This window comes from Kribbella albertanoniae, assembly GCF_004348455.1.
In the GTDB taxonomy this organism is placed as follows: domain Bacteria; phylum Actinomycetota; class Actinomycetes; order Propionibacteriales; family Kribbellaceae; genus Kribbella; species Kribbella albertanoniae.
On record NZ_SMKA01000134.1, the window covers coordinates 1 to 23368 of the forward strand.

22 protein-coding genes are annotated in these 23368 nt (G+C 67.9%); 13 read left to right on the plus strand and 9 right to left on the minus strand.

The window, feature by feature from the left end; all coding sequences use genetic code 11:
* From E1261_RS25450 to E1261_RS25470, 5 genes are all read left to right on the plus strand, one after another.
* Window positions 1-658: SDR family NAD(P)-dependent oxidoreductase (locus E1261_RS25450; protein WP_132410680.1), on the plus strand; the 658-nt coding region annotated here is incomplete at its 5' end.
* Window positions 659-706: 48 nt separating this feature from the next.
* A complete protein-coding gene (locus E1261_RS25455; RefSeq protein ID WP_132410682.1) occupies window positions 707-1942 on the plus strand; it encodes a serine hydrolase domain-containing protein in 1236 nt (411 codons plus the stop codon).
* A 93-nt stretch (window positions 1943-2035) separates the two neighbouring features.
* Window positions 2036-2299, plus strand: a complete 264-nt coding sequence (locus E1261_RS25460; protein WP_132410712.1) for a WhiB family transcriptional regulator — start codon at window positions 2036-2038, stop codon at window positions 2297-2299.
* Window positions 2300-2540: 241 nt separating this feature from the next.
* Window positions 2541-3284, plus strand: coding sequence for an ROK family protein (locus E1261_RS25465; protein WP_132410684.1), 744 nt, complete (start codon window positions 2541-2543; stop codon window positions 3282-3284).
* Entirely contained in the window at window positions 3281-4144 is an 864-nt protein-coding gene (locus E1261_RS25470; protein WP_132410686.1) for a phosphotransferase family protein, read from the plus strand. The genes E1261_RS25465 and E1261_RS25470 overlap by 4 nt, the downstream gene beginning before the upstream one ends.
* On the opposite strand, the gene E1261_RS25475 is transcribed toward E1261_RS25470, so the two are convergent.
* Together E1261_RS25475 and E1261_RS25480 are read right to left on the minus strand one after the other, a co-directional pair.
* Window positions 4141-4395: a hypothetical protein gene (locus E1261_RS25475; RefSeq protein ID WP_132410688.1), complete on the minus strand. Its 255-nt coding sequence runs from the start codon at window positions 4393-4395 to the stop codon at window positions 4141-4143. The two genes, E1261_RS25470 and E1261_RS25475, sit on opposite strands and share 4 nt — an antisense overlap.
* A 133-nt stretch (window positions 4396-4528) precedes the next feature.
* On the minus strand, window positions 4529-5860 hold the full coding sequence (locus tag E1261_RS25480) for a glycoside hydrolase family 27 protein (protein ID WP_202875011.1): 1332 nt from the start codon (window positions 5858-5860) through the stop codon (window positions 4529-4531).
* 151 nt (window positions 5861-6011) lie between these two features.
* Here E1261_RS25480 and E1261_RS25485 point away from each other — a divergent pair, with 151 nt between their 5' ends.
* From E1261_RS25485 to E1261_RS25495, 3 genes are all read left to right on the plus strand, one after another.
* Window positions 6012-6185 carry a CsbD family protein gene (locus E1261_RS25485; protein WP_132410690.1) on the plus strand — a complete coding sequence of 58 codons (174 nt, stop codon included), beginning with the start codon at window positions 6012-6014 and terminating at the stop codon, window positions 6183-6185.
* A gap of 73 nt (window positions 6186-6258) precedes the next feature.
* Window positions 6259-7731 (plus strand): carboxylesterase/lipase family protein, encoded by a 1473-nt coding sequence (locus E1261_RS25490; RefSeq protein WP_132410692.1) that lies wholly within the window; start codon window positions 6259-6261, stop codon window positions 7729-7731.
* Window positions 7731-8330: a DUF1684 domain-containing protein gene (locus tag E1261_RS25495; RefSeq protein WP_132410694.1), complete on the plus strand. Its 600-nt coding sequence runs from the start codon at window positions 7731-7733 to the stop codon at window positions 8328-8330. Before E1261_RS25490 ends, E1261_RS25495 begins: the two co-directional genes overlap by 1 nt.
* On the opposite strand, the gene E1261_RS25500 is transcribed toward E1261_RS25495, so the two are convergent.
* Window positions 8314-8661 carry a YciI family protein gene (locus E1261_RS25500; protein WP_132410696.1) on the minus strand — a complete coding sequence of 116 codons (348 nt, stop codon included), beginning with the start codon at window positions 8659-8661 and terminating at the stop codon, window positions 8314-8316. The two genes, E1261_RS25495 and E1261_RS25500, sit on opposite strands and share 17 nt — an antisense overlap.
* Window positions 8662-8774: 113 nt before the next feature.
* Between E1261_RS25500 and E1261_RS25505 the strand changes: the two genes are divergently transcribed.
* A complete protein-coding gene (locus E1261_RS25505; RefSeq protein ID WP_238176421.1) occupies window positions 8775-9137 on the plus strand; it encodes an STAS domain-containing protein in 363 nt (120 codons plus the stop codon).
* Here the strand turns inward: E1261_RS25505 and E1261_RS25510 are convergent.
* Entirely contained in the window at window positions 9134-11374 is a 2241-nt protein-coding gene (locus tag E1261_RS25510; RefSeq protein WP_338033945.1) for a DEAD/DEAH box helicase, read from the minus strand. The two genes, E1261_RS25505 and E1261_RS25510, sit on opposite strands and share 4 nt — an antisense overlap.
* Before the next feature lie 15 nt (window positions 11375-11389).
* Between E1261_RS25510 and E1261_RS25515 the strand changes: the two genes are divergently transcribed.
* The gene (locus tag E1261_RS25515; RefSeq protein WP_132410700.1) at window positions 11390-11590 is read left to right on the plus strand and encodes a hypothetical protein; all 201 of its coding nucleotides are present in this window, start codon (window positions 11390-11392) and stop codon (window positions 11588-11590) included.
* 151 nt (window positions 11591-11741) lie between these two features.
* Here E1261_RS25515 and rocD read toward each other — a convergent pair whose 3' ends face one another.
* Window positions 11742-12944 carry an ornithine--oxo-acid transaminase gene (gene rocD, locus E1261_RS25520; RefSeq protein ID WP_238176422.1) on the minus strand — a complete coding sequence of 401 codons (1203 nt, stop codon included), beginning with the start codon at window positions 12942-12944 and terminating at the stop codon, window positions 11742-11744.
* Window positions 12945-13063: 119 nt separating this feature from the next.
* On the opposite strand from rocD, the gene E1261_RS25525 reads away from it, so the two are divergent.
* The 3 genes from E1261_RS25525 to E1261_RS25535 are packed head-to-tail and all read left to right on the plus strand — an operon-like array spanning window position 13064 to window position 16388.
* The gene (locus E1261_RS25525) at window positions 13064-13771 is read left to right on the plus strand and encodes a lysophospholipid acyltransferase family protein (protein WP_132410702.1); all 708 of its coding nucleotides are present in this window, start codon (window positions 13064-13066) and stop codon (window positions 13769-13771) included.
* Window positions 13761-14705 carry a TIGR03621 family F420-dependent LLM class oxidoreductase gene (locus tag E1261_RS25530; protein WP_132410704.1) on the plus strand — a complete coding sequence of 315 codons (945 nt, stop codon included), beginning with the start codon at window positions 13761-13763 and terminating at the stop codon, window positions 14703-14705. The genes E1261_RS25525 and E1261_RS25530 overlap by 11 nt, the downstream gene beginning before the upstream one ends.
* A 21-nt stretch (window positions 14706-14726) precedes the next feature.
* Entirely contained in the window at window positions 14727-16388 is a 1662-nt protein-coding gene (locus E1261_RS25535; protein ID WP_238176423.1) for an FAD-binding oxidoreductase, read from the plus strand.
* A 17-nt stretch (window positions 16389-16405) separates the two neighbouring features.
* Here E1261_RS25535 and E1261_RS25540 read toward each other — a convergent pair whose 3' ends face one another.
* The 4 genes from E1261_RS25540 to E1261_RS25555 form a co-directional block, all read right to left on the minus strand.
* On the minus strand, window positions 16406-18091 hold the full coding sequence (locus E1261_RS25540; protein WP_202875012.1) for a glycoside hydrolase family 9 protein: 1686 nt from the start codon (window positions 18089-18091) through the stop codon (window positions 16406-16408).
* Between the two features lie 87 nt (window positions 18092-18178).
* Window positions 18179-20725, minus strand: a complete 2547-nt coding sequence (locus tag E1261_RS25545; RefSeq protein WP_132410706.1) for a trypsin-like serine protease — start codon at window positions 20723-20725, stop codon at window positions 18179-18181.
* A 151-nt stretch (window positions 20726-20876) separates the two neighbouring features.
* The gene (locus E1261_RS25550) at window positions 20877-21773 is read right to left on the minus strand and encodes an XRE family transcriptional regulator (RefSeq protein WP_132410708.1); all 897 of its coding nucleotides are present in this window, start codon (window positions 21771-21773) and stop codon (window positions 20877-20879) included.
* Between the two features lie 63 nt (window positions 21774-21836).
* The gene (locus E1261_RS25555; protein ID WP_132410710.1) at window positions 21837-22721 is read right to left on the minus strand and encodes a poly(ethylene terephthalate) hydrolase family protein; all 885 of its coding nucleotides are present in this window, start codon (window positions 22719-22721) and stop codon (window positions 21837-21839) included.
* Between the last annotated feature and the right edge of the window lie 647 nt (window positions 22722-23368).

Genomic DNA, 23368 nt, shown 5'->3' on the forward strand with positions numbered 1-23368 from the left:
GGTGATCGGGGCTCGCGATGAGGGGGCCTCGAAGGTGGCGGCTGCGGAGTTGGCGGAGGCGACTGGGCGGACTGTGGTGGGGGTGGGACTTGAGGTGAATGATCGGGCGTCGGGGGAGGCCGCGGTTGCTGCTGCGGTGGAGGCGACCGGGCGGTTCGACATCTTGGTGAACAATGCGGGGGCTTGTTTTCACCGGGCCGCGTTGGAGGTGCCGGATGCGGAGTGGGACGAGGTGTTCTCGACCAATGTCAGTGGGTTGTGGAAGCTGAGTCAGTCGGCGGCTGCGCATTTCACGACGGTGGGTGGCGGGACGATCGTCAACGTGGGGTCGATCTCGGCGCAGATCGTGAACCGGCCGCAGTGGCAGCCGGCGTACAACGCTTCCAAGGCGGCGGTGCATCAGCTGACGAAGTCGCTGGCGGCGGAGTGGGCGCCGTTGAACATCCGGGTGAACGCGGTGGCGCCCGGGTACACGAAGACCGAGATGGCGCCGGTGGACGAGCCGCGGTTCAAGGCGCGCTGGATCGATGACGCGCCGATGCAGCGGTACGCCGTACCGGAGGAGATCGCGCCGACGGTGGTGTTCCTGGCGTCGGAGGCGTCGAGCTTCATGACCGGGTCGGTCGTGGTGATCGACGGCGGGTACACGCTGCACTGACTGCGCGGTGTCAGCGTCGTGTCAGCGCGGTCCGGAATCGTCCTCCTCATGAACAACACACTCGTGAACGGACATGTTGAGGACGGCTGGGGCAAGGTCGCGGACGCGTTCCGCGCCAACTTCGACGGGAATCCCGGTGAGTCGGGCGCATCGGTAGCCGTGTACGTCGGAGGTCGGCCGGTCGTGGATCTGTGGGGCGGCCTCGCCGACACCGAGGCCGCGCGGCCGTGGCAGCAGGACACGATCGCCCAGGTCGCGTCGACGACGAAGGGCGCGACGGCCATCTGTGCGCACCTGCTCGCCCAGCGCGGGGAGCTGGATCTGGACGCGCCGGTGGTGAAGTACTGGCCGGAGTTCGGTGCCGAAGGCAAGGATCAGATCCCGGTCCGCTGGCTGCTGTCGCACCAGGCGGGACTGCCGCTGATCGACGGGCCGCTGACACTCGAGGAGGCATACGCCTGGGACCCGGTCATCCGCGCGCTGGAAGCGCAGAAGCCGCTGTGGACGCCGGGCACGGAGCACGTCTACCACGCGATGACCTTCGGTTATCTGGTTGGTGAGCTGGTACGGCGGATCTCGGGCAAATCGCTCGGGACCTTCTTCGCGGATGAGGTGGCCGGCCCGCTCGGTCTGCAGGCGTGGATCGGGTTGCCGGCCGAGCAGGAGGAGAAGGTGGCGCGGATCGAGTTCGCCGCGCCGTTCACCCTCGAGGAGATGACCCAGGGCATCCTCGAGACGACCGGACTGGACGCGGACACGGTCAACGCGTGGATGACGTCGGTCTGGGGTGAGGGCTCGGTGCAGGCGAAGGCCGGCGTACTGGGCGGTGCGTTCGACCCGACCTCGGACTACTTCACCAAGCGCGAGTGGCGGGCCGCCGAGGTACCGGCCGCGAACATGGTCGCCGACGCCCGATCGATCGCACGGATGTACGCCGCCACCGTGAGCGAGGTCGATGGGATCCGGCTGCTGGACCCGGCGACCGTCGAGCGGATGATCGAGGTCCAGACCGACAAGACCCGGATGAACGGGCTCCCGCCAGGCCTGGACCTCCCGGCTGACCGCTCCTTCTACATGTCGCTCGGCTTCTGGCGCTCCTGCCCGCCGCAGCCGATGCTCGGACCGAACGCCTTCGGTCACCCGGGCTCGGGCGGATCCATCGGCTTCGCGGACCCGGACGCCGGCGTCGGCTTCGGCTACGTGATGAACCGCTGGTCCTTCCGCGTCGGCGAACCGCGGGCGTCCAGCCTGTCGGCAGCCGTCAAGGACTGCCTCGCGATGTGACGTTGGTCGCAAGTAGTCACAGCAGGGCGGCGGGCGTGGTCTTACCTTCAGAAGCTCATGGAGGAGACTGCGATGGGCAGCAGCGAGACGGAGATGCGAGTGCGGGCGGCCGGCTGGATCCTGGCCGCCGCCTGCCGGGACGAAGACCCCGAGCTGTTCTTCCCGATCGGTACGACGGGACCGTCGCTCCCGCAGATCGAGGCGGCCAAGCGCGTCTGCCGACGCTGCCCGGTCCGCACCGACTGCCTGGAGTCCGCCCTCGAATCCGGCCAGGACGCCGGCATCTGGGGCGGCCTCACCGAACTAGAACGCCGCGAACTGAAGCACGGCCGACGCCGAGTCAACCGCAGAGGTTGATGAGCGGACCTGCAGGCCATCACAATCGGGGCCAGCCCGCCGGCCCTGCGCTCAGCCGACACCGCGGACCCCATTTGTGATGGCCTGGGGGACCGCCACCACCCACCAACCACCGCCCGCCACCACCGGCCGAGCGTGGATCGAGCGCTCACGCGCGCGCCCAGCCGGGTTAGACGGTGGTGGCGGTCCGCGCCAAGCAAAACCCCAGGCGCTCATCGGCACCGACAACTAGCCTGACGGAGTGAGTGAGCTGCCTGGGTTCCTGCGTGCTCGGTGGGGACGCCGGCCGGAGCCGCTCGTGGCGGTTGAGGTTGGCGGCCCGTCGGTGCAGACGGCGACGCTCGTCGACGGCTCGGTGGTGTTCGTGGACGGCGTCGCGCGGCCCGAAACGGCATACCGGTATGGGTTGGCGGCGCCTGGGTGGGTTGTGGATGGTCGTGTTCGGGGCGCGCACCATCTCGGGTGGATGGATGTGGAGGCGTGGGAGGAGCTCGGGTTCCCGCGTCGGCCGGAGGTGTCGCTGAACGACGCAGAGGCGGGTGCCTTGGGGGAATGGTTGCTGCGTGTGGGTGAGCCGGCCGACCTCTTGTACGTCGTGATCGGCACAGGCGTAGGCGCGGTTCGGGTGTCGGCGGGGGATGTGATAGCAGTCGAGTTCGGGCACCAGGTGGGATTCGGGCCGGCGGTATGTGGGGGATGTGGACGGCGTGGCTGCCTCGATGCTGCAATCGGCGGGCATGCGTTGCCGACGCCGTTGGGTGCTGAGGATGAGGAACGGGTACGCGAGTCGCTGGTGCGGGCCATCGAGCTGACTGAGCTTCGGGCCGGGGCGACGGTGGTGTTCGGAGGTGGATTGGTGCGGTCGCATCCGAGGGTGGTGCCGGAACTCAAGGACATGCAGGTTGAGAGGTCGCTTGCGCCGCCGGAGGCCAAGTCGGCTGCTCATGTCGGGGTACTTGATTTGCTGCTGAGGAGTGCCTCGTGAAGTTAAGTGACCATCTGCCGGGGCATCCGGGCGCTGAGCGGATTGCGGTTGGTATGCAGGGTGCGGTGTTCAGGTTGGGTGGGGGGAAGATCGCGAAGGTCTGGTTTCATGCGGGTACGGCGGAACTCAGGCGGCTTGCGGAGTTCTACGCGTCGGTGGATGCGCCGTCGATCCGTACGCCGGAGATTCTCGAGGTGCACGACAGGGCGCCGTACCGGGTGACTGTTGAGGCTGAACTGCCAGGAGTGCCGTTGTACACCGTTGCCCCTGAGTTCGGTGCGCCGGCGCGGGATTGTGTGCTTGACGTGCTGGGGGAGTTGGGTGCGGTCACGACGACGCCCACGTTGGCGGTTCTCGATGAGGTGAAGCCGTTTCGGGCACCTGGGCAGAGTTGGCCGGAGGCGTTGGCGGAGCTGACTGAGCGCCGGGTCGAACGGTTCCACGGCAAGCTGGGACCGGCTATCAAGGACTTGGACGAGAAGGTCGAGCGCCTGCTCGCGCGGGTGCGGGAGTTGCCGGACAGCACGTCCGGGATGATCCACGGGGACGTGACCGCGGGCAACATTCTGGTCGACGGGGACTGCCGGCCGACTGCGATCATCGACTTCGGGCTGATGACGATGGCCGGCGATCCGGCGTACGACGCGGCGAGTGCCGGGACGATGTTTGCGCTCTGGTCGCCGCAGGTCCGCGAGATCGAGGCGGCGTTCGACGAAGCGACAACCAGCCGCTTCGGGTACGACCCTGAGGTACTGCGGATCTACCGGGCCGTGCACCTGCTGCTGATCGCCAACGCCCACGACGCCGACCCGTATGGGCGGGACGACGCGGTGGGGTTGGCTGCGGCACTGCTCAACTAGTGCTCGTGCACGTGGTCGTCGTGCTGGAAGTGGCGGTGACCGTTGTGCAGGTGGTCCTCGTGGTCGTCGTGCTGGACGGTTTCGCAGCCGTCGCCGGCTCTGTGCGTGTCGCTGTGACCGGCATGGACCATCGCCTCGGGATGGCGCTCGTCCCCGTGGACGTGGTCGACGTGGTCCTCGTGATCGACCGTCTCGCAGCCGTCGTTCGGCAGGTGCTCGTGGTCGGTGACGTCGATATGTGCCGTGGTCATGCGGTTTTCCCCTTGCTTCAGGGGGCGGAACGATCTCAGCTTGCTCCCGCTCCGCACCCGCGCACAATCACCATCGTGTGTCGGATGGGTGTCACCCTGCGGCGGGCGAGGGCAGTCGCCCGCCGCAGGAAGGTCAGGACAGCGTGATGAGCCGCGACCCGTGGGCCGGGACAGCCTTGGCGGTCCAGGACTTGTTGAACTTGCCGAGGTTCTGCTGCGCGACCAGGTCACGCAGCTGCCGGTTCCCGTGTACGCCGAGCTGCTGCCAGCTGACCGGGATGTCGGCGGTCTCGGAGCCGAGGTTGTAGACGGCGACGGCCAGCTTGCCGCTCGGCAGGCGCTTCTTCCAGATCTGCAGCGTGCCGTCGGTGACCCGGGTCGGGATGACGCCGGCCTGGTCGACCGCGATCACCTCACGGTTAGTCAGGATCGCGACCGCGCGAGCGTCGATGTTCGCCAGGTCGCCACCGACGTACAGGGGTGATGAGGCCATCGACCAGAACGTCATCACGGACTGCCGCTCGATCTCGTTGATACCGTCCTGGATCCCGACGCCCGAGTTGTTGTTGATCGGCATCGAGTCGAGGTCGGGCCAGTAGTTCGGGCGTACGACGTCCAGCCAGTTCGGCAGGTCTTCCCAGCGGTTGTCGACCGAACTCGTCCAGGTCGAGACGGTATTGCAGTAGCACTCCACATCGGTGTTCACGCGGACGCTGTTCGCCCAAGGCTGCAGCCCCTCGCCGGCGTCCCGCGGAATCGGCCAGGCGCTGGCGGTCAGCCACATCTTGCGGCCGCTCTGGTCGATCGCCTTGGACCAGGCCTCGATGTCCGGGATGTTCTCCTTCAGCACGCCGTCGACCTTGAGGAAGTCGACACCCCAGGACGCGAACCGCTTGGCGATCGAGTTGAAGTACGCCTGGGCGCAGGGCTTGGTGAAGTCGATCTTCCAGTCCCCGCCCCACATGTTGGTCTTCACGAGCGGGTAGACGGTGATGTCCTGGGTCGTGCAGTTCGTCCCGAGGATCGGCGCGTTCTTGTCGTAGATCGCGGTCTGCAGCCCGGCGCCGCCGTACAGGCCGAGTTTCAAGCCCTTGCTGTGCACGTAGCGGGCAAGGCTGGCGATCCCGTTCGGGAAGCGCTCGGGGTCGGCCTCGGGGATCCCGTTGGCGTCGGTCCGGAACTCCCAGTTCCAGTTGGCGTTCCAGCCGGCGTCCAGGTTGATGTTGGTGTAGCCGGAGCCGCGCAGGTTCTTCGCCATCGAGTCGGCGGCGGACTTCACGTTCGCCTCGGTCAGCCACTTGGTGCCGTAGGCGGGGTTGCTGGAGGACTGGACACTCCAGCTGCTCCAGCCCATGAACGGCTTCACGCTGAAGTCGCTCTTGGCCTGGGCCGGCACGATCGTCGCGGCGAGCAGAACCGGTACGGCGGTCGCCAGCGCGACTGCGCGGCGGAGGAAACGGGACACGGGGACGCCTTTCGTCACGGGGACTGCGGGAGCATCCCCGGTACCGTACGAGTGTTACTTCACCACGTCAAGAATGTAACGACCTGACTTCTGCATGATGGGCGGTCCGGTGGGAACCGGACCGCCCTAGCGGAACGCGAAGGAGAGGTCGATGAGCGTCGGAGACAAGCTGAAGAACGCTGCCGAAGCGGCCAAGGGCAAGGTCAAGAAGGAGACCGGGGACGCGACCGACAACCGCGACCTGCAGGCCGAAGGCCAGGCAGAGAAGACGAAGGCCGACCTCAAGCAGGCCGGCGAGAAGGCCAAGGACGCATTCAAGGAGTGAGGTAGCGCGGCGCCGGTCCTCACCTGGGGAAGGGACCGGCGCCGCGGTCGCGAAAGCGTGGTAAGCATGAGGCGTGGACGCGATCGTGGTGACTTCGGGCGGGCAGGTCAAGGGCCGGACGGACGGCGAGGTGACTGCGTTCCTCGGAATTCCGTACGCGGCAGCGCCGGTGGGGGAGAAGGCCTATCAGGCCCCCGAGCCGGTCTCGTGGGACGGCGTGCGGGATGCGACCGAGCTGGGTGCGACTGTGCCGCAGCCCGGCTACGAACCGCCGTACGACGGCCTGTTGTCGAACCCGGTGATCCCCGGACCCGATGTCCTCAACCTGAACGTGTGGACGCCTGGCGGTAGCGGGCTACCCGTGCTGGTGTGGTTCCACGGTGGTGCGTTTCGCAACGGATCCAACGCAGTGCCTGAGTACGACGGTACGGCGTTCGCCCGTGACGGCGTGATCCTGGTCGGCGTGAACTACCGCCTGGGGATCCAGGGGTTCGGCGTAATTCCGGGGTCGCCGAGCAACCGCGGACTGCTCGACCAGGTGGCTGCGCTGCGCTGGGTGCAGGAGAACATCGCGGCGTTCGGTGGTGACCCCGACCGGGTGACGATCGCCGGTGAGTCGGCCGGCGCGATGAGCGTCGCAACGCTGATGTCGATCCCGGCCGCGAAGGGTCTCTTCCGGCGCGCGATCGTGCAGAGCGGATCGGCGGGCGTTGCCGCTCTCAAAGAGGACGCTGGCTCGGTCTCCGCCGAGGTCGCCAAGCGGCTCGGTGTCGAGTGGTCGGCGGCGGGTCTCGCGTCGGTCGGCGTGGATGAGCTGATCGCCGCACAGCGTGTGGTCGCGATGGAGATGCGCGCGAAGCCCGACCCGGCACGTTGGGGTGCATCCACGATCGCCGCGGGTGGCGGGATCATGCCGGTCATGCCGGTGATCGACAACGAGCTGATCTTCGAGGTGCCGCTCAACGCGATTGCCGCCGGTGCCGCCGCAGGGATCGACCTGCTGGCCGGGGCCACGAGCGACGAGTTCAGCTTCTTCACCGTCCCCTCCGGCATCGCCGCCGCCGTGACCACCGAGGTCCTGCCGCACGCGCTCGCCCGCATGGGCGTTCCGCCGGAGATCACCGCGGTCTACGTCGCGAACCGGCCCGGGAAGTCACCGGGCGACGTGCTGTCCAGCGTGGTCACCGACTCCATCTTCACGATTCCCACGATCAAGCTGGCGACTGCGCAGCGGCCGCACGGGACGCCGTACCTGTATGAGTTCGCGTGGAAGTCGCCGCTCGAAGGGCTCGGTGCCTGCCACTCCCTGGAGTTGGCGTTCATGTTCGACACCCTCGGTACGGCGACCTCCCCGCTGTACGGCGGTGTTGCGCCGCAGGAGCTCGCCGACCAGATGCACGCCGTCTGGGTCACGTTCGCCAAGACCGGCGACCCCGGCTGGCCGTCGTACGACACGGCCACGCGCCCGGTCATGACCTTCGACCACCCGACCTCAGTCCTCAAAGCAGCTCCCCGAGCTGCCGAGCTGGCGGTCTGGGGCATCTGATGTCGTTGGAGACGGCCGACTGGCGGCGGCACGTGTTCGCCTTGTACGAAGAGGTCCGCGCGCAGAGCGATCCGGCCCAGGCCCACAAGATCTGGCGGACAGGTCGCGACGAGCTGCTGAAGACCCACCCAGCCTCGGCGGTCGAGGAACGGTCGACGTACCAGGGTCCTGAGATCGGTGCGTATCGCGCCGACCTCCGCTTCGAGGTCACCATCGACACCGACGTCGAGCCGGTGCGCTGGGAGGTGCCCTCGGCAACGGATGGCGTGATCCCGTTCAGCCGCGTCGGCGTCGCGCACCTGCCGGGCGTCGGCGATCTCGACGTCTGGTGGCTCGAGTCGTACGGCGGCGGCCTGTTCGTCCCCGTCAAGGACGCCCTCGCGGGCAAGCGCACGTACGGCGGCGGTCGCTACCTCATCGACACCGTGAAGGGCGCCGACCTCGGCGGTGACTTGACCGCCGGAACCCTCACTCTCGACCTCAACTTCACCTACAACCCGTCCTGCGCCTACAGCCCGCGCTGGACCTGCCCGCTCGCCCCGAAGACCAACACCGTGCCGGTCGACCTCCCGGTCGGCGAGCTCACACCTCAGCCCTAGAACGCGGTACCCGCACCTTGCTGAACTGAAGATTCCCGGCCGGCATCATCCACGTCATCACCGTGACCGCAAGCCGCCCGGCCAGTACGGCGGGATCGGCCGCGGCATGTTCGCGCGCTGCCGCCTGATCCACCGACCAGATCGAGAACCCGCGGAACTGCGGATCGTCCTGATCGGTGAACGGCCCGCGCGCCAGGATGATCCCGCGATCCTGCAGGTCGGCGCCATGCGCAAGATGCCGGTCCTGCAACTCGCCGGCCTCGGTCTCATCCATCACCGGCGCATCCGCGCGCAATCTCAGCATCGTCACCGTGTACCGATCGAATTCCATCCCCCGACGCTACGTCCGGCGGCCGGGAATAGGGAGTGGGTACTACGGTTGTAGAAAAATGTGTGAGGAGATCTGATGAAGGTTGGTCCATGATCGGCCGCGTGGAGCGGTCGATGACTCGCCCCGTGGATGCCAGCGGCCCTTTTGTGTGTACGTGGTCCGCGGTCGGTGGGTGTGTCGTGGTGAAGGTTGCCGGGACGGTCACCGAGGAGACAGCGGCCGCGTTCGCCGATGAATTGCGACGAGTGATCACGACCAAGGCCTCAACCGTTGTTGTCGACGTACGGCGGGTCCGGGAGCTGGATCCCGCCGGTGTCGACGTACTGGTGGCGGCCGAGGCGTTGGCCCGCGAACACGACGGATGGTTGCGCGTGGCCGGTGGTCAGCCGTGGTTACACGAGCTGCTCGAACCACACCAGCTCAGGCTGTACCCCGAGCTGGTGCAGGCGCTCCCGTCGTACCGGCCTGCCCCCTAGGACAGCGCGTCCGTCAGCAGGGACACGAGGGCTTCGAGCTGGACGTCGGCCGACGAGCCGACTTCCTCGTCGGAGCCGTCGAGCGCCTTGGCCGCGAGACCGGCCTTGGAGTCGATCAGGTCGGCGATGCGGGTGTCGATGGTCTGTGCGGCGATGATCCGCCACGCGGTGACCGGCATCTCCTGACCGATCCGGTGCACCCGGTCGATCGCCTGCGTCTGCTCGGCGTTCGTCCAGGAGAGCTCGGCCAGTACGACGTTCGACGCGACCTGCAGGTTGAGCCCGACGCCGGCCGCCAGCAGTGAGCAGACGGCGACCGAGACCTCGGGGTCGTTGGTGAAAGCGTCGATGTTCTTCTGCCGCTTGGTGGAGGTCTGGTCGCCGCGGATCGAGGCGAACTTGATCCCGCGCTCGGCGAACAGCTCCTCGGCGGTGTCCATGGCTTCGATGTGGCGGGCGAAGAAGACGACCTTGCCGACGCTCTGGGCGAGCTGCGCGGCGTAATCGGCGGCCAGGCCGGCCTTGGCCAGACCGATCCGGCGGACCAGGGAGAACACGTTCTCGCCGGTCTTCTTGTTGTCCATCTCCTGGCGTTCCCAGCCGGCGACGCGGCGGACCAGGTCGTGGTCGATTCCTTCGACCGTGACACCGGAAGTACGCGTCTCCAGCGCGGTGTTGTACCGCTTGACCAGACGCTCGGCGAGCTCACGCTCGGCCTCGCGGATGGAGCGGCCGACCGCGCCGTCGAGCTCGACCGGGAGGTCGGCGATCCGGCGGGCCGGGATGTCGGCGGCCACGTCGACCTTGCGGCGCCGGACGATCCCCATGTTGATCACGGCCGACCGGGCGGCGGCGTAGAAGCCGGGGTCGGCGGGGACGAGCTCGGTCTCCTCGAGCGACTCCATCAGGTCCGCGCGCGGACCCTTCTCGTCGATCCAGCCGAGGAACTGCCAGATCGCGGTGAAGTCCTCGATCGAGTTGATCAGCGGCGTACCGGTGAGTGCCATCAGCAGCGGCCGGGTGCTCCGGGTCCGGATCCGCTCAGACAGCTCCAGAACGTTCCGGGAGCGCTGGGACTTCTTGTTCTTGATGAAGTGCGCCTCGTCGACGACCATGCCGCGGAAACCGAGGTCACCGAGCCAGCCGACGTGCCGGTCCAGCACCTCGTAGTTGACCACGACGATATCCGCGAAGCCGTCGATCGAGTCGCCGTCACCGTGGATGACGGTCGCCTTCTTCTGCGGCGTCCAGATGTCGGCCTCGCGGGCCCAGTTGGTCTTGACGACATTCGGTACGACGACGAGCAGCGGATAGGCGTTGGCCGCCTTGGCCGCGAGCAGGGCCTGGGCGGTCTTGCCGAGACCGGGCTCGTCGGCGAGCAGGAAGCTGCGGTGACCGGCGGCCGCGGACGCGATCAGGCGGGACTGATGTGGCATCAGCTCCTGACCAGCAGCGATCCGCAGATCGGTCGGCTCGGGCAACGGCATGCTCGCGGAGGCAGCGGCGTACTCGAAGGAGCGGAGCAGAGGAGTGATCAGCTCCCATCCGGCGAGGCGACGCGGGCGAACCGGCCGCGCGACCGGGGCCGAGCTGAAGTCGGGCGCGAGGAACGGGTTCGCGAGCTGCCGGGCGACGACGGTCTTCGGTACGACGCGGCGCGCGGCGGGCTCGGGAGCGCTCTCCGGCTCCGGGGCGGGCGGCTCCTCGGGAGCCTCCATCCCGGCGGCGGTCAGCATCTCGCGGCGCAGGGTGGCGGCGGCCTCGGAGATGACGGTGTCCTCGGCGAGCAGCTGCAGTAGCGCGGGCTCGAGGGCAGCCGTCTTGGCCAGAATGGTGGCCACACCGTCGAGGCGACGCAGCTGCTCGGCCCGGTGAGCGTCGGTGGCCGAAGCGTCGGCGTTCACCCGGGCGCGCTCCTCGCGGACGAGCAGCGCGACAACCTGGAATTTGGTCCGGGTCGACGGCTTGATCGCGGCCCGCTCGACAGCGCCCTCGACCTCCCGGACGGCCTTCGCCAGGACCGGGATCAGGCCCTCGGCATCCTTGGCCGGCCGGCGCCTGCGGCTACCCGCCGCGCCGCTGGACCCGCCATTCGAGGCACCACGGCCGCCCGAACTCTGCTTCCGGGCATCACCGGACTGCCGGCGGGTGTCGCCGGCGTCGCGCCGGGTGTCGCCGGATTGCCGGCGGCCGGAGCCGCTGGCGGCCCCGGACTGGCGCTGACCTCGTCGGGCCAAGGGTCCTCCTCTGTCGTGCCACGGACCACTGTCCAAGGCGAACACGGCACCGCGCGTCACTACGCCGATGGCGACACGTCGCACAGCGGCCCGGTGCGGGCCACCCCCAGGAGCGCGGAACCGGCGCTCCGGCCAGCGATCGAGATCGTGGATTCCGGCGGAACTGACGGCGGGATTCTGGCCGGTCACCGCACAGCCGGCCACTCCGGCCGCTGACGGTAACGATCGGCCCAGAAGGCGATGCCGATGTTCGGTGTTGCCAGAATACTACGCTCGGTCCCCGGTCAGGTCACCCACTGGACCCTGTTCTCGGCTCGGCGCCTTTCAAGCCCCCGGTGAAATTGAGTCCAACGGCCAGTGATTTGAGTCAGGCGGACAGTGATTTGAGCGACCGGGTGAGCCGATCGGTGAGCCAGTCGAGCTCGTCCGGAGTGACCGTCAGCGGCGGCGAGAGCCGGATCGTCGAGCCATGCGTGTCCTTCGCCAGTACGCCGTTCGCCGCGAGCTTCTCGCAGAGATCCCGACCGGTGCCGAGCGTCGGGTCGAGGTCGACACCGGCCCACAGGCCGTGAACCCGCAGGCCGACCAGCCCGTGGGCGCGGAGCGGCTCAAGGCGGTCCCGGAGCTCCTGCTCCATCGCCAGGGCGTGGGCCTGCAGGTCGCCCGGTTCAAGCAGCTTCACGACTGCCCGGCCGATCGCCGCGGCCAGCGGGTTGCCGCCGAAGGTACTGCCGTGGGTGCCCGGCGTGATGACATCCATCACAGCACGGTCAGTGACGACCGCGGACAGCGGCATGATCCCGCCGCCGAGCGCCTTCCCGAGGATGTAGACGTCCGGTACGACGCCCGCGCGGCCGCTGGCGAAGGTCGCGCCAGCCCGCCCGAGGCCGGACTGGATCTCATCGGCGACCATCAGCACGTTGTGTTTGGTGCAGAGCTCGCGGACCGCGGGCAGGTACCCGGCCGGCGGCACGATCACTCCGGATTCACCCTGGACCGGCTCGATCAGTACGGCGACCGTGTGCTCGTCGATCGCCGCCTCGAGCGCGGCCGCATCGCCGTACGGGACCGAGCGGAAGCCTGGTGTGTAGGGGCCGTAGTTGTCGTGCGCTTCCTGGTCGCCGGAGAAGCTGATGATGCTGATCGTCCGGCCGTGGAAGTTGCCGTCCGCAACGATGATGGTGGCCTTGCCGTCCGGAACGCCCTTGACCAGATAGCCCCAGCGGCGAGCGAGCTTGAGCGCGGTCTCGACGGCCTCGGCGCCGGAGTTCATCGGCAGCACGGCCTCTTTGCCGGCCAAGGTGGCGAGGTCGGCGCAGAACGGGCCGAGCTGGTCGTGGTGGAAAGCACGCGAGGTGAGCGTGACGCGGCCCAACTGCTCGGTCGCGGCGGCGATCAGCGCCGGGTGCCGGTGGCCGAAGTTGAGCGCCGAGTAGCCGGCCAGGCAGTCCAGGTACCGGTTGCCGTCGATGTCCTCGACCCAAACGCCCTCGGCAGTGGCGATCGTCACAGGCAGCGGGTGATAGTTGTGCGCGCCGTACTGGTTCTCGAGGTCCATCGGGTTGGTCATGTCAGCCTTTCAGTAGGGTGTCGATGCCATGCCTGCTCATGACCGCTCCCGGCGTACTGTCACGGCGGTCAGTCTAGGCGCTTCCAGTTGCGATCAGGTCGCAGGTAAGGTCGACGCCGATGAGCGCTGAGCGAACTCCTGAACCCGCCCCCGTCGCTGCAGCCAAGCGCCAGCCCGCCTGGCTCGAGTCACGGCTGGCAGGGCTGCTGCGGATCGTGATTCAGCGCGGGGTGCTGAAGCCGCTGGTGCGTTATCTGATCCGGGTCGAGGTGGTCGGCCGACCGGCGGCGACCGGGCCGATGGTCGTAGTGGCGAACCATTCGAGCCATCTGGACGCTCCGCTGATGGTGACCTTCCTCCCCTTGGCGGTGACTCGGCGGTTGGCGGTCGGTGCGGCGGCCGACTACTTCTTCGACAGTAAGAAGCGGGCGATTCTGACCGGTCTGGTCTTCAATGCCTTCCCGATCGACCGCGGTAAGAACAAGCCGATGCGCGGTACGTCGGGCCGGCTGCTGGACGATGGTTTCAGCCTGCTCGTGTTCCCGGAGGGAACGCGTTCTCGTGACGGGCTGATGGGTGATTTCCAGCTCGGCGCGGCCGCGCTGTGTGTGAGCAAAGGAGTGCCCTGTCTCCCGATCGGCATCACCGGCGCATACGATGCGATGCCGCGGGGCCGCAACTGGCCGGTGCCGGGACGGCTCCCGGTCCGGTTCGCGATCGGCGACCCGCTGACTCCCGGACCAGGGGAGTCCGTGCCTGAGTTCGCCGTCCGGATGCAGGCCGCAGTGACCGCTCTTCACGACCAAGGAGTTCGCGATGCCGGCTGACAAGCCGTTCCGTTTCACGGTGCAGTGTTCCTCGCCGAACGAGGTGACCGCGGCCTCCTGGTCCGCGCTGGCCCGCAAGGTCGAGGACCTCGGCTACTACAGCCTCACCGTGTCCGACCACCTGGACGAGCAGATCGCCCCGATCGCCGCCCTGATGGCTGCCGCGAACGCGACCAGCACGCTGCGGATCGGGTCGATGCTGTTCTGCAACGACTACCGGCACCCGGTCGTGCTCGCCAAGGAGGCCGCGACCCTGGACGCGCTCTCCGGCGGTCGGTTCGACCTCGGGCTCGGCGCCGGCTGGCTGCACACCGACTACGAGCGGGCCGGGATCCAGCTGGACCCGCCGGGGGTGCGGATCGACCGGCTGGAGGAGGCGCTCGCCGTACTGAAGGGGTTGTTCGCGGACAAGCCGTGCCACTTCGAGGGTAAGCACTATCAGGTGCGCGGCCTCGAAGGGACGCCGAAGCCGGTGCAGCGGCCGTATCCGCCGATCGTGATCGGTGGTGGCGGCAAGCGGGTCCTGTCGCTGGCCGGGCGCGAGGCGGACGTGGTCGCGATCAACATGAATATGCAGAAGGGGCTGATCGACGCGTCGGTCGGCCCGAACGCGACGGTCGATGCCACCCATCAGAAGATCGCCTGGATCCGTGAGGCTGCGGGGGAGCGGTTCGATGGGTTGATTCTGCAGTCCCGGATTCACCTGGCGCTGCCGGGTACTGACCGGACCGAGATGGCGAACAACCTTGCTGCCGGCTTCGGGCTCACGCCGGAGCAGGCGCTCGGTACGCCGCATGCCCTGTTCGGGTCGGTCGACGAGATCGTCGAGGACCTGCAGGTACGGCGGGAGCTGTTCGGGATCTCGTCGATCGGGATCGCGGTCGACGCGCTGGACTCGATGGCCCCCGTCGTCGCCAAACTCGCCGGCGTCTGACATTTCTGAGAGGACTTGACCGTGACTGTGCAGCACATGAAGTGGTGGGGCTGGGGCGTCGACGGCGTCGCGTTCTCCCACGACGACAAGCCTTCGCTGGCGCCCTTCGTCCAGAAGGTCATCGACGTCGACCTGAACGCACCGGCGGTCGCCCCGCTCGCGTTCGAGGAGCTCGACGTACCGGCGTCGCAGCTTTCGGAGGATCTCGAGAAAGCGCTCTCTGGCGTTCTCGGCGCCGAGTACGTCGTGAGCACGGACCTGGACCGCGTTGTGCATGCCTTCGGCAAGAGCCTGCGCGATCTCGTCCGGATCCGCGCGAGTGATCTGCGGCGGATCCCGGATGTGGTCGTTTACCCGGCCAACGAGGAGCAGATCGTCGCCGTACTGGACGCGGTCGTGGCGGCGGACGCCGTACTGATCCCGTTCGGTGGTGGCAGCAACATCGCCGGCAGCCTGGAGGCGCCGGCCGACGAGACGCGCCAGGTGGTGTCCCTCGACCTCGGCCGGCTGAACAAGGTGTTGGCGATCGACGAGGAGTCCGGGCTCGCGCAGATCCAGGCCGGTGCGCTCGGTCCCGATCTCGAGCAGCAGCTCGGCGAACGCGGCTGGACCCTCGGCCACTTCCCGGACAGCTTCACCCACAGCTCGCTCGGCGGTTGGATCGCGACCCGCTCGTCCGGCATGCAGTCCGACAAGTACGGCGACATCGCGGACATCACCAAGGCGTTGCGCGTGGTTCAGCCGGGCCGGACGCTCGCAACGCGGGCCGTCCCGGTCACCTCGACCGGTCCGAGCGTGCGGGAGATGATCCTGGGCAGCGAAGGCCGCCTCGGTGTTATCACCGAAGCCACCGTTCAGGTGCACCGTAAGCCGGCCAAGCGGGTCGTGCTCGGCTACTTCTTCCCGGACTGGAAGCGCGGCGTGGCCGCGATGCGGGCGATCTCCGCGAGTGACGCGACGCCGTCGATCACCCGGATCTCGGACGCCCGCGAGACCGCGTTCTCGTTCGCGACCCGCAAGTCCAGCAAGGGTTTCTCGAAGTTCATGAGCTCGGCGCTGATCGCCGTACTCAAGAAGCGCGGCTGGGATCTCGACCAGATGTGCCTGTCGTTCATCGGGTACGAAGGCAGCGAGGAGCACGTCGCGCGGCAGCGCAAGCTGGTCAAGAAGATCGTCTCCGATCACGGCGGCATCGGAGTCGGCGAGGGCCCGGGCGCGCTGTACGACCAGAAGAAGTTCGATACGCCGTACATCCGGGACTTCCTGCTCGACCGCGGCGCGCTCGCGGACGTGTCGGAGACCTCGGCGGCCTGGTCGAAGCTGATGCCGCTCTACGACACGACGGTCGAGCGGGCCAACAAGGCGTTCGCACAGCTCGGGGTCAAGGGCTACATCATGTGCCACCTGTCGCACTCGTACCACAGCGGCGCCTGCCTCTACTTCACCTTTGCTTTCAAGGCAGGTGAAGGCGACCCGATCGCGCAGTACGACGTGGTGAAGTCGGCCGTGCAGCAGTCGTTCATCGACTCGGCCGGCACGCTGTCGCACCACCACGCGGTGGGCACGGAGCACTCGCGCTGGATGGGCGACGACATCTCCGAGGCCGGCGTACAGATGGTGAGCGGCATCTTCAGCGTCGTCGACCCGGGCCGCAACCTCAACCCGGGCAAGATCGTCGACTGATTCTCCTGACCTCCTGGCTAGCGCGCGGACGCGGTGGCCAGGAGGAACCAGGCGGTGTGGGGGATCCACTGCTCGGCCCAGCGCCAGGCGTCGCCTTCGGGCGCATCGGGCGGCAGAAATGCGATGTCCTGCTCGTCGCTCCAGCCGGCCGTGATCCCGTTGACGATGCCGCCGGGGAAGTTCGGGAAGTCCGACGCGTAGTCGGGGTTGTTCCGGCCGCGCCCCTGCAACATGCAGATATCGAAGGGGTTCCGGCCGGTGATCCACGCCAGCTGGTCGTCGGCGAACGTGGTCAGGCGTTCGCGGTCCTCGGCGGTTTCGGCGATGCGCGCGCAGGCGCTGGCTGCGGTGGACAGGGACGCGATCGCGGCGTTCTCGCCCTGCCACCAGTAGCCGGTCTCGTTCGCATGCGGGAAGAAGAAGGACTCGCGCGGTTCCTCGCCGAGCGGCTGGACGAGTGTGCGCGGATAGCCGAACGGGTTCGGCACCGAGTCGGTGCGCCGGATGATGTCGCTCATCGCCCGGAGAGCGCTCTCTCGTGCTGCTGAATCGTCGAACACGTCGGCGAAGCGCAGCAACGCGAGAATCGGCAGACCCGGTTCGGCCGCATGGAAATACGGCCTCCCCTGCTCGTCTGCCCGGAACCACCCTGGCCCCTCGGCTGGTACGACGTACCGGGCGATGAGCGAGGCCGCCCGGCGCCGCGCCGCCTCCTCGGCATCAACACCAGCTGCCACCAACTCAGTAGCAGCCAGCAAAGCCGTGTAGTCGTCCAGCACGGACTCGGTGCCGTCGAAGAGGTACTCGAGGTTGTGCTCTTCCAAGTGCGCGAATCCTGCCCGCGCTGCCTCCAGGTACTGCGCTCTCGTGAACTCGCCATCGTCGTCCACGGTCGACGCACGGGCCAACGCGGCGATCGCCAATCCACCGCCTTGCCGGTATCCCGCCTGGTACCGATCGGTGCGCACGCTGTTCTGCAGCGGCGCGGTGATCACGCGCTCTTCGAGATCCTTGGTGAGCGCGTCGAAGATGCCGGTGTAGAAGTAGCCTTTCGGCGACCGGAAACGCAACAGGAAGTCCGCACCCCACAACGCCTCGTCCCTGAGACGTGCGCTGAGCATCCGCAACAGCCCGGGATGGTGATCGACGAGCTCGTCCCGCGCCGCCAGCATCGCCCAAGCACACAAGGGGATCTGCTGCGGACTCATCGTCGACGTGTACGTCAGATGCGACAAGAACTTGCTGGTGTCGCCACTCGCATCCAGCCACCCGCCGCGCGCATCGACCGTCGCGCCCGACTCGTCACCCCAGAACTTCGCGGCCCGATCCTTCCGGTCGATCTCACCGCTGGACCGCATCGCCTTGAAATACACGAGTACGTCGGACATCGTCTGCCGCTGGATTCGCTCCGGCGCGACCACGAACAGCGTGGAGTGCAGCTCACCACCGTCGAACCGGACCCGTACGACGTACTTGCCCTCGGCAACGTCCTGGGGGAGCGGGATGCGCGCGTACGGACCGCCGCTCCAGCCCGGTACCCGGTCGACCGCCTCGGGTTCGAGCTCGATCGCCGTACCGCGACCGAGGAGCGTGGCGCTCGTGACCGTGGTCGGCACGACCGCCACCACAGCCTTGCTGGCCCCACACCCGAACCCGAGGTGCGAGACCAGCACCCGCGGCATGTCCTCGTCCCACGCCTGCACAGGACCACCCCTTTCGTCGGTCCCATCCAACAGGAGTGTCCCGAGCCGGGGCGAGCCGGCTCGGGACGTCTCACTCGAAGGTGTGGCTCAGAAGGGGAACACGAACCAGTAGAAGGTTGCGGAGGCCGAGGCTCCCGCGCTGTCGGTCACCTTGACCGTGGGGCGGTAGGTTGCCGCGGTCGTCGGCGAGCCGCTGATCAGCCCGGTCGACGGGTTGATGCTGAGCCCGGCCGGCAGTCCTGTGGCGGAGTAGCTGTAGCTGCCCGAACCGCCGCTCGCCGAGATCTGCAGACTGACCGCTGCGCCCTTCTTGGAGGTCTGCTGATTCGGGTTGACGACCTTCAAGGTGGTGCTGGCACCGCCAGTGACGGTCAGCTTGTACGTCGCCTGTGCCGTGTCGGTGCCCTTGGTCCCGGTCACGGTGATGGTGTAGTCGCCGGCCGGGGTGGAGGCCGACGTACTGATGGTCAGGTTCGACGAGCCGCCGACGTTCACCTTGGCCGGGGTGAAGCTCGCACTCGCGCCACTCGGCAGACCGCTCGCCGCGAGCGTGACGTCGCCGGTCGGTTCCGGCCCGGTCTGGCCGAGCTGCTCGAGCAGTTCGGCCTTGTACGTCGACACCCGGGAGTAGACGGAGTACCAGTTGCAGGCGTTGTCCATCCAGGAGAACACTCCGACGATGGTGCTCCCGACCAGGAACGGGCCGCCCGAGTCACCGGGACAGGTCCCCATCCGGCCGTCCGAGAAGCCGGTGCAGAGCATCAGCGCCGGCTTGTAGGTTCCGGTGTACCGCTCGTTGCAGCCGCTGTCCGGCGCGACCGGGATAGTTGCCTTACGCAACACGTCGCTGTAGGTGTTCTGCCCGGTCTTGCCCCAGCCGAGCACCAGGCCGTTGGTGCCGACCGCTTCCTTGCTGGTGTCGGTCGCGATGGTCGGATACACGATCCCGGCCGGAACCGGTACGTCGCGATCCAGTTGGACGACGGCGACGTCGTACCCGCCCTGGTAGTTGACGTGCTTGGGGTGGACCCAGGACGACTTGATCTCCGCGGTGAAGCCGGAGTCGGTGAGCTTGGTCGCCCCATACACGAACCACTTGCGGCCGGGCTTCTCCACCAGGCAGTGCGCGGCGAGCAGGACGGTGTGCGGGCCCATCAGGCTGGCGCTGCAGGACTGCTGTCCCGGGAACGACGAGCCCTCGCGGCGCATCGAGATCATGAACGGGTACTCCGCGACCGTGGTCGGCGTACCGCCGACGACCGCGGGACCGGAACCGCCTCCGGTGCGCCCACCCGCGGTCGTCCCCAGTGTGGTCTGGAGCGCGGCGGTCTTGATCGTGGTCGACACCGACTGCCCGGCCTGGACGGTTCCGGACGCAGGATCGGCTGTCACGCTGAAGTCGCCGGTCGGCGGCGTGGTCGGCCCGTTCGGGAGGTAGAGCAGCTTGTTCGGCGTGCCGGTCCTGATATTGGTCATCTTGCCGGTAGTCGCGTTCTCCAGTACCCACGACTTGAGCTGCGCCGGTGAGGCGCTCGGCTGCTCACCGAGCCGCACGGCCAGTACGCCGGCCACGTGTGGCGCAGCCATCGACGTACCGGAGAGGTTGCCGTAGCTGGAGTTGGAGGAGTTGACCGACGAGTTGATGTTCGAGCCAGGCGCGAACAGGTCAGTGCAGGGTCCGTCGTTCGAGTCGCCGGCCCGGGAATCCGAGCTGGTCGCGTTGGCCGTGCGGATGCCTGTTTCGACTCGGCTGCCGGGGCCGTAGTTGCACGCGTTGCCACCGTTGTTCCCGGTGATGAGCGCCCACTGGACCCCGTTGGCCGCGATCGCGTTGCGGATCGCGTCGACGCCGATCGACGGGTTGTCCGCGTACACGCTCAGGTTCACGACGGCCGGCTTCTGCGCGTTCTTCGCGATCCAGTCGGCCGCGACCACGATGTCGGTGTCCTTGCCGCGCGACTCGCAGTCGAGGATGCGGACGGCCCACAGGGTGGCCTTCTTCGCCACGCCTCGCGTCTTCCCACCGGCGATACCGGCGACGTGGGTGCCGTGGCTCTTGGCTCGGTCGCAGTCCGCGCCGTTGGTCGACGGTACGACGAAGTCGGCGCCGAACTTGGCGCGACCCTCGAACTCCTGGTGCGAGTAGTGGATGCCGGTGTCGACGACGTAGACGTTCACGCCGGCGCCTTCACCCGGATAGGTGTACTTCTTGTCCAGCGGGAGATCGCGCTGGTCGATGCGGTCCAGGCCCCAGTTCGGTGGGTTGTCCTGGGTACCGGCGGCGCGTGCGGTGCCGGACTGGACCACGGAAGCCACGGCGGGGTTCGCGGCGAGCCGACGTGCCTGCTGGTCGCTCAGGTTCTCGACGACGAAACCGTGCATGACCTTGCTGAGCACATTGGTGAAGTCGCCGCCGTACTGGCCGGCGAGCGAGCTTGCGGTCGAACCGATCGTTGCCTCGTCGCGCTGTTTGAGGGCGGTGTCCTTCAGCTTGACCAGGTACACACCGGCGACCGGCTGGCGGGCCGACCGGTCGACAGTGCCTTCAGGCTCCGAGGCCGCGGCGTGCGGGACCAGTAGAGCTGTGGCCAGCGCGGCGGCGAGCAGGGGGACTGCTCTTCGCAAGGAACGCATTGCTACCTCCTTCGGGGGCGGGGAACAACTTCCCTGAAGGTAGTGACGGAGAGCCGGTCCGGATCGAAAAGTGTTCCGGTACCAATCAACTGCTCCGGCGCCTGGATCCGCGCAGGTCAGAAGGCATTGTTGTGAACAGTTTTACGGGGTATTACCAGACCCAGCGGGCGCCGACGGTCCCCGGACGGACCTCCGGTACGACGAGGGACGTCGTACCGGCTTCGCTGAGCCAGAGGTCCTGGACGCGCTCGGCTGTGTTGCGGTCGAACCGGCGTACCCAGGCCGGGTGGCGGCCGGCGAAGCGTAGTTGGAGGGTGTAGAGGCCGGCCGGGCGGGTGAAGTGGCGGTAGAAGTGGTCCATCGGCTGGCTCACCGGCAGCTTGAGTTCGTACTCGACGATTGCGTGCTCGCCGCGCTGGAGTGGCTGGTCGAATAGGAACTCGGCGACGAACTGACGACTCTCCAGGTCACAGCGGACCCGGCCGCGGCGGCCGAACGGGACGGCGATGAGCTCGGGGACGAGGTTCTGCGGGTCGTCCATCTCGTGATAGACCAGGCAGCGGTCGACCCGTTCGGCCCGCGCCTCGGCGACCAGCCGGACGCGTTGCCGCCGGATGCCGGCCTCCTCGTTGACGACGAGCAGGTCGCTGATGCTGACGAACGACAGTTGGCCGTCGGGCGGCGCGTTAAGGGCCTTGAGCAACGGTTCGGACGACGGCCAAAGCTTCCAGCGGGCCAGGGTGCCAGGCTGGTGGTCGATCCAGCGTCCGCGTGGTCTGCGGGCACCGAGCAGGGTGAGCAAGGAAGAGGCGGGGAGGCCGAGGATCTCCTCGAGCCGGGCGACGGCCTGGAGCGATTCACCGCGTTCGGGCCGGCTGCGGCCGCGGCGCCAGTACGAGAGCGCCGTACGGCTGACGGTGACCCCGCGAGCGTCGAGGCGCCGGCGCAGGTCCTCCAGCGACATTCCAGTCGCGTCGATCGCCGAGTCGAGGGCGGCCTCGAACGGGCCGGTCCGCAGGAGTCGGGTCAGTTCCTGGTTTGCTCGCATGCTGGCCTCTCAATGGCGCTACGGGCCGCACCCTGGTGGGGTGTGCGGCCCGCATCCGATCGGTCAGCTGATCGCGTCCGCCTTGCTGTTGCGGTCGACGGACGACCAGCCGGAGTCGTTGAAGAGTTCGGCGGTCTGCTTCGGGCCGAAGAAGACCGCCTTGGCCCGCTGGTCACCAGCCAGCCAGTAGCGGAACCACGCCGTGTTGACGCCGATCAGTCTGGTCCGGGTTTCGCCGGGGAAGAAGTGGTCGGAGCCTTTGAGCTCGGCGAACACCGCGGGATGGGTCTTCGCCGAGGCGTAGCGGCTGCGCACGTAGAACGAGGGGACGATGTAGTCGAGCTGACCGGCGATGAACAGGCTCGGACCGCGGAGAGCGGGGACCGATCCTTGCGGGCCGGGCTGGACCGGGATGGTCACCTTCACCATCGGGTCGGCGCCGGCGGCAATCGCTCCGCCACCGCCCTGCGAGTGGCCGGCGGCGCCGATGTTCGCGGTGTCGACGCGCTGGTGGAAGACGCTGCCGGAACGCGCGTTCTCGGCGATGAGGAACTTGCCACCGGCAAGCATCTCCTGACCGGAACCGGACTGCCCGGTGTTCGCGGCGGCCACCACGAAGCCCCATGACGCCAGGTGCCGGAGGAACACGTCGTACTGGTCGACGGTGGCACCGGTGCCGTTACCCCACAGCACGACGGGGTGCTTGGTGGTGCTCGTCGTGAGGTCGGTGGGGTAGTAGAGCGTGTGGTCGGGCCCGCCGGCGGTCTTGGTGACCTGGTGCGGGCCGGCCTGCTCGAAGTACCGCTCGGCCACCGCGGCCGTCGGGGCGGTGCCGGCCTGCTTGGCGGTCTGCTTGGCGGTTTGCGTGGCTGAGACCGGCTGGGCGGCGACGAGGCCGATGAGTACGGCGGCGAGGAGCGCTTTCAGAGCGAGGGCAACTCTGGGCATGCTGTGAACCTTCCGATGCGTCGGGGCGAACGCAACGATTCTGTCCGCGATCCCGCCCCAGCGCTTTGGTCCGGACCGCAAACTTTCCCCCCACCCTTTGTGACGCCTCACAACCAACCACCCCGAAACCCAGTTGATCACTGCCGCAAGCCGGCCCAGCCCGCTTTGTGGATGCTGGCTGCCACTATCTGGCAGCACGACTCCACAGATCCCCCATCCCTTGTCCGAGGTTTGGGCGATTGCCGTCCTGCCCGTCACAACGTCCGACGATCCGGAGGACCAGGCGCGCGTGTCCTTCGGACATTGCGGGTACGGCGGCCTGCTGCCTCGCGCGCAGATGATCCGGGTGTACTGCGGTCACCAACTGGGGAGCCCGGACATCTGGTGGCGTGTCCGGGGTCCCCAGTAGGTGTACGGGGTACGGCGTTCGGCTGGCTATTGCGGGGGCTGGGGAGATCTACCCGTCGTTTTCGGGGGGTAGGACTCCCCAGCAGCGAGGACAGCCGGCTGCAGCACCCCAATCGGCCTCGAACCACCGCGGTGGGTCGGTTGCCGGGCCTCGTTGCTGTCGGAGGCAACCAAAGCCCGTCAGCCACCAGCCTCCGAATGACGCGGGCTGGAGCGACGTCCTTCGGGCGGGGCGATGG

What these genes read in the sequence shown, in the direction of transcription:
- rocD (WP_238176422.1), bottom strand. Translation starts at nt 12,944, where the DNA reads ATGACCAACCCGATGGACCTCGAGAACCAGTACGGCGCGCACAACTAT.
- E1261_RS25475 (WP_132410688.1), bottom strand. Translation starts at nt 4,395, where the DNA reads ATGACCACGGCACATATCGACGTCACCGACCACGAGCACCTGCCGAAC.
- E1261_RS25500 (WP_132410696.1), bottom strand. Translation starts at nt 8,661, where the DNA reads ATGGAATTCGATCGGTACACGGTGACGATGCTGAGATTGCGCGCGGAT.
- E1261_RS25485 (WP_132410690.1), top strand. Translation starts at nt 6,012, where the DNA reads ATGAGCGTCGGAGACAAGCTGAAGAACGCTGCCGAAGCGGCCAAGGGC.
- E1261_RS25545 (WP_132410706.1), bottom strand. Translation starts at nt 20,725, where the DNA reads ATGCGTTCCTTGCGAAGAGCAGTCCCCCTGCTCGCCGCCGCGCTGGCC.
- E1261_RS25495 (WP_132410694.1), top strand. Translation starts at nt 7,731, where the DNA reads ATGTCGTTGGAGACGGCCGACTGGCGGCGGCACGTGTTCGCCTTGTAC.
- E1261_RS25525 (WP_132410702.1), top strand. Translation starts at nt 13,064, where the DNA reads ATGAGCGCTGAGCGAACTCCTGAACCCGCCCCCGTCGCTGCAGCCAAG.
- E1261_RS25455 (WP_132410682.1), top strand. Translation starts at nt 707, where the DNA reads ATGAACAACACACTCGTGAACGGACATGTTGAGGACGGCTGGGGCAAG.
- E1261_RS25555 (WP_132410710.1), bottom strand. Translation starts at nt 22,721, where the DNA reads ATGCCCAGAGTTGCCCTCGCTCTGAAAGCGCTCCTCGCCGCCGTACTC.
- E1261_RS25505 (WP_238176421.1), top strand. Translation starts at nt 8,775, where the DNA reads ATGACTCGCCCCGTGGATGCCAGCGGCCCTTTTGTGTGTACGTGGTCC.
- E1261_RS25550 (WP_132410708.1), bottom strand. Translation starts at nt 21,773, where the DNA reads ATGCGAGCAAACCAGGAACTGACCCGACTCCTGCGGACCGGCCCGTTC.
- E1261_RS25530 (WP_132410704.1), top strand. Translation starts at nt 13,761, where the DNA reads ATGCCGGCTGACAAGCCGTTCCGTTTCACGGTGCAGTGTTCCTCGCCG.
- E1261_RS25460 (WP_132410712.1), top strand. Translation starts at nt 2,036, where the DNA reads ATGCGAGTGCGGGCGGCCGGCTGGATCCTGGCCGCCGCCTGCCGGGAC.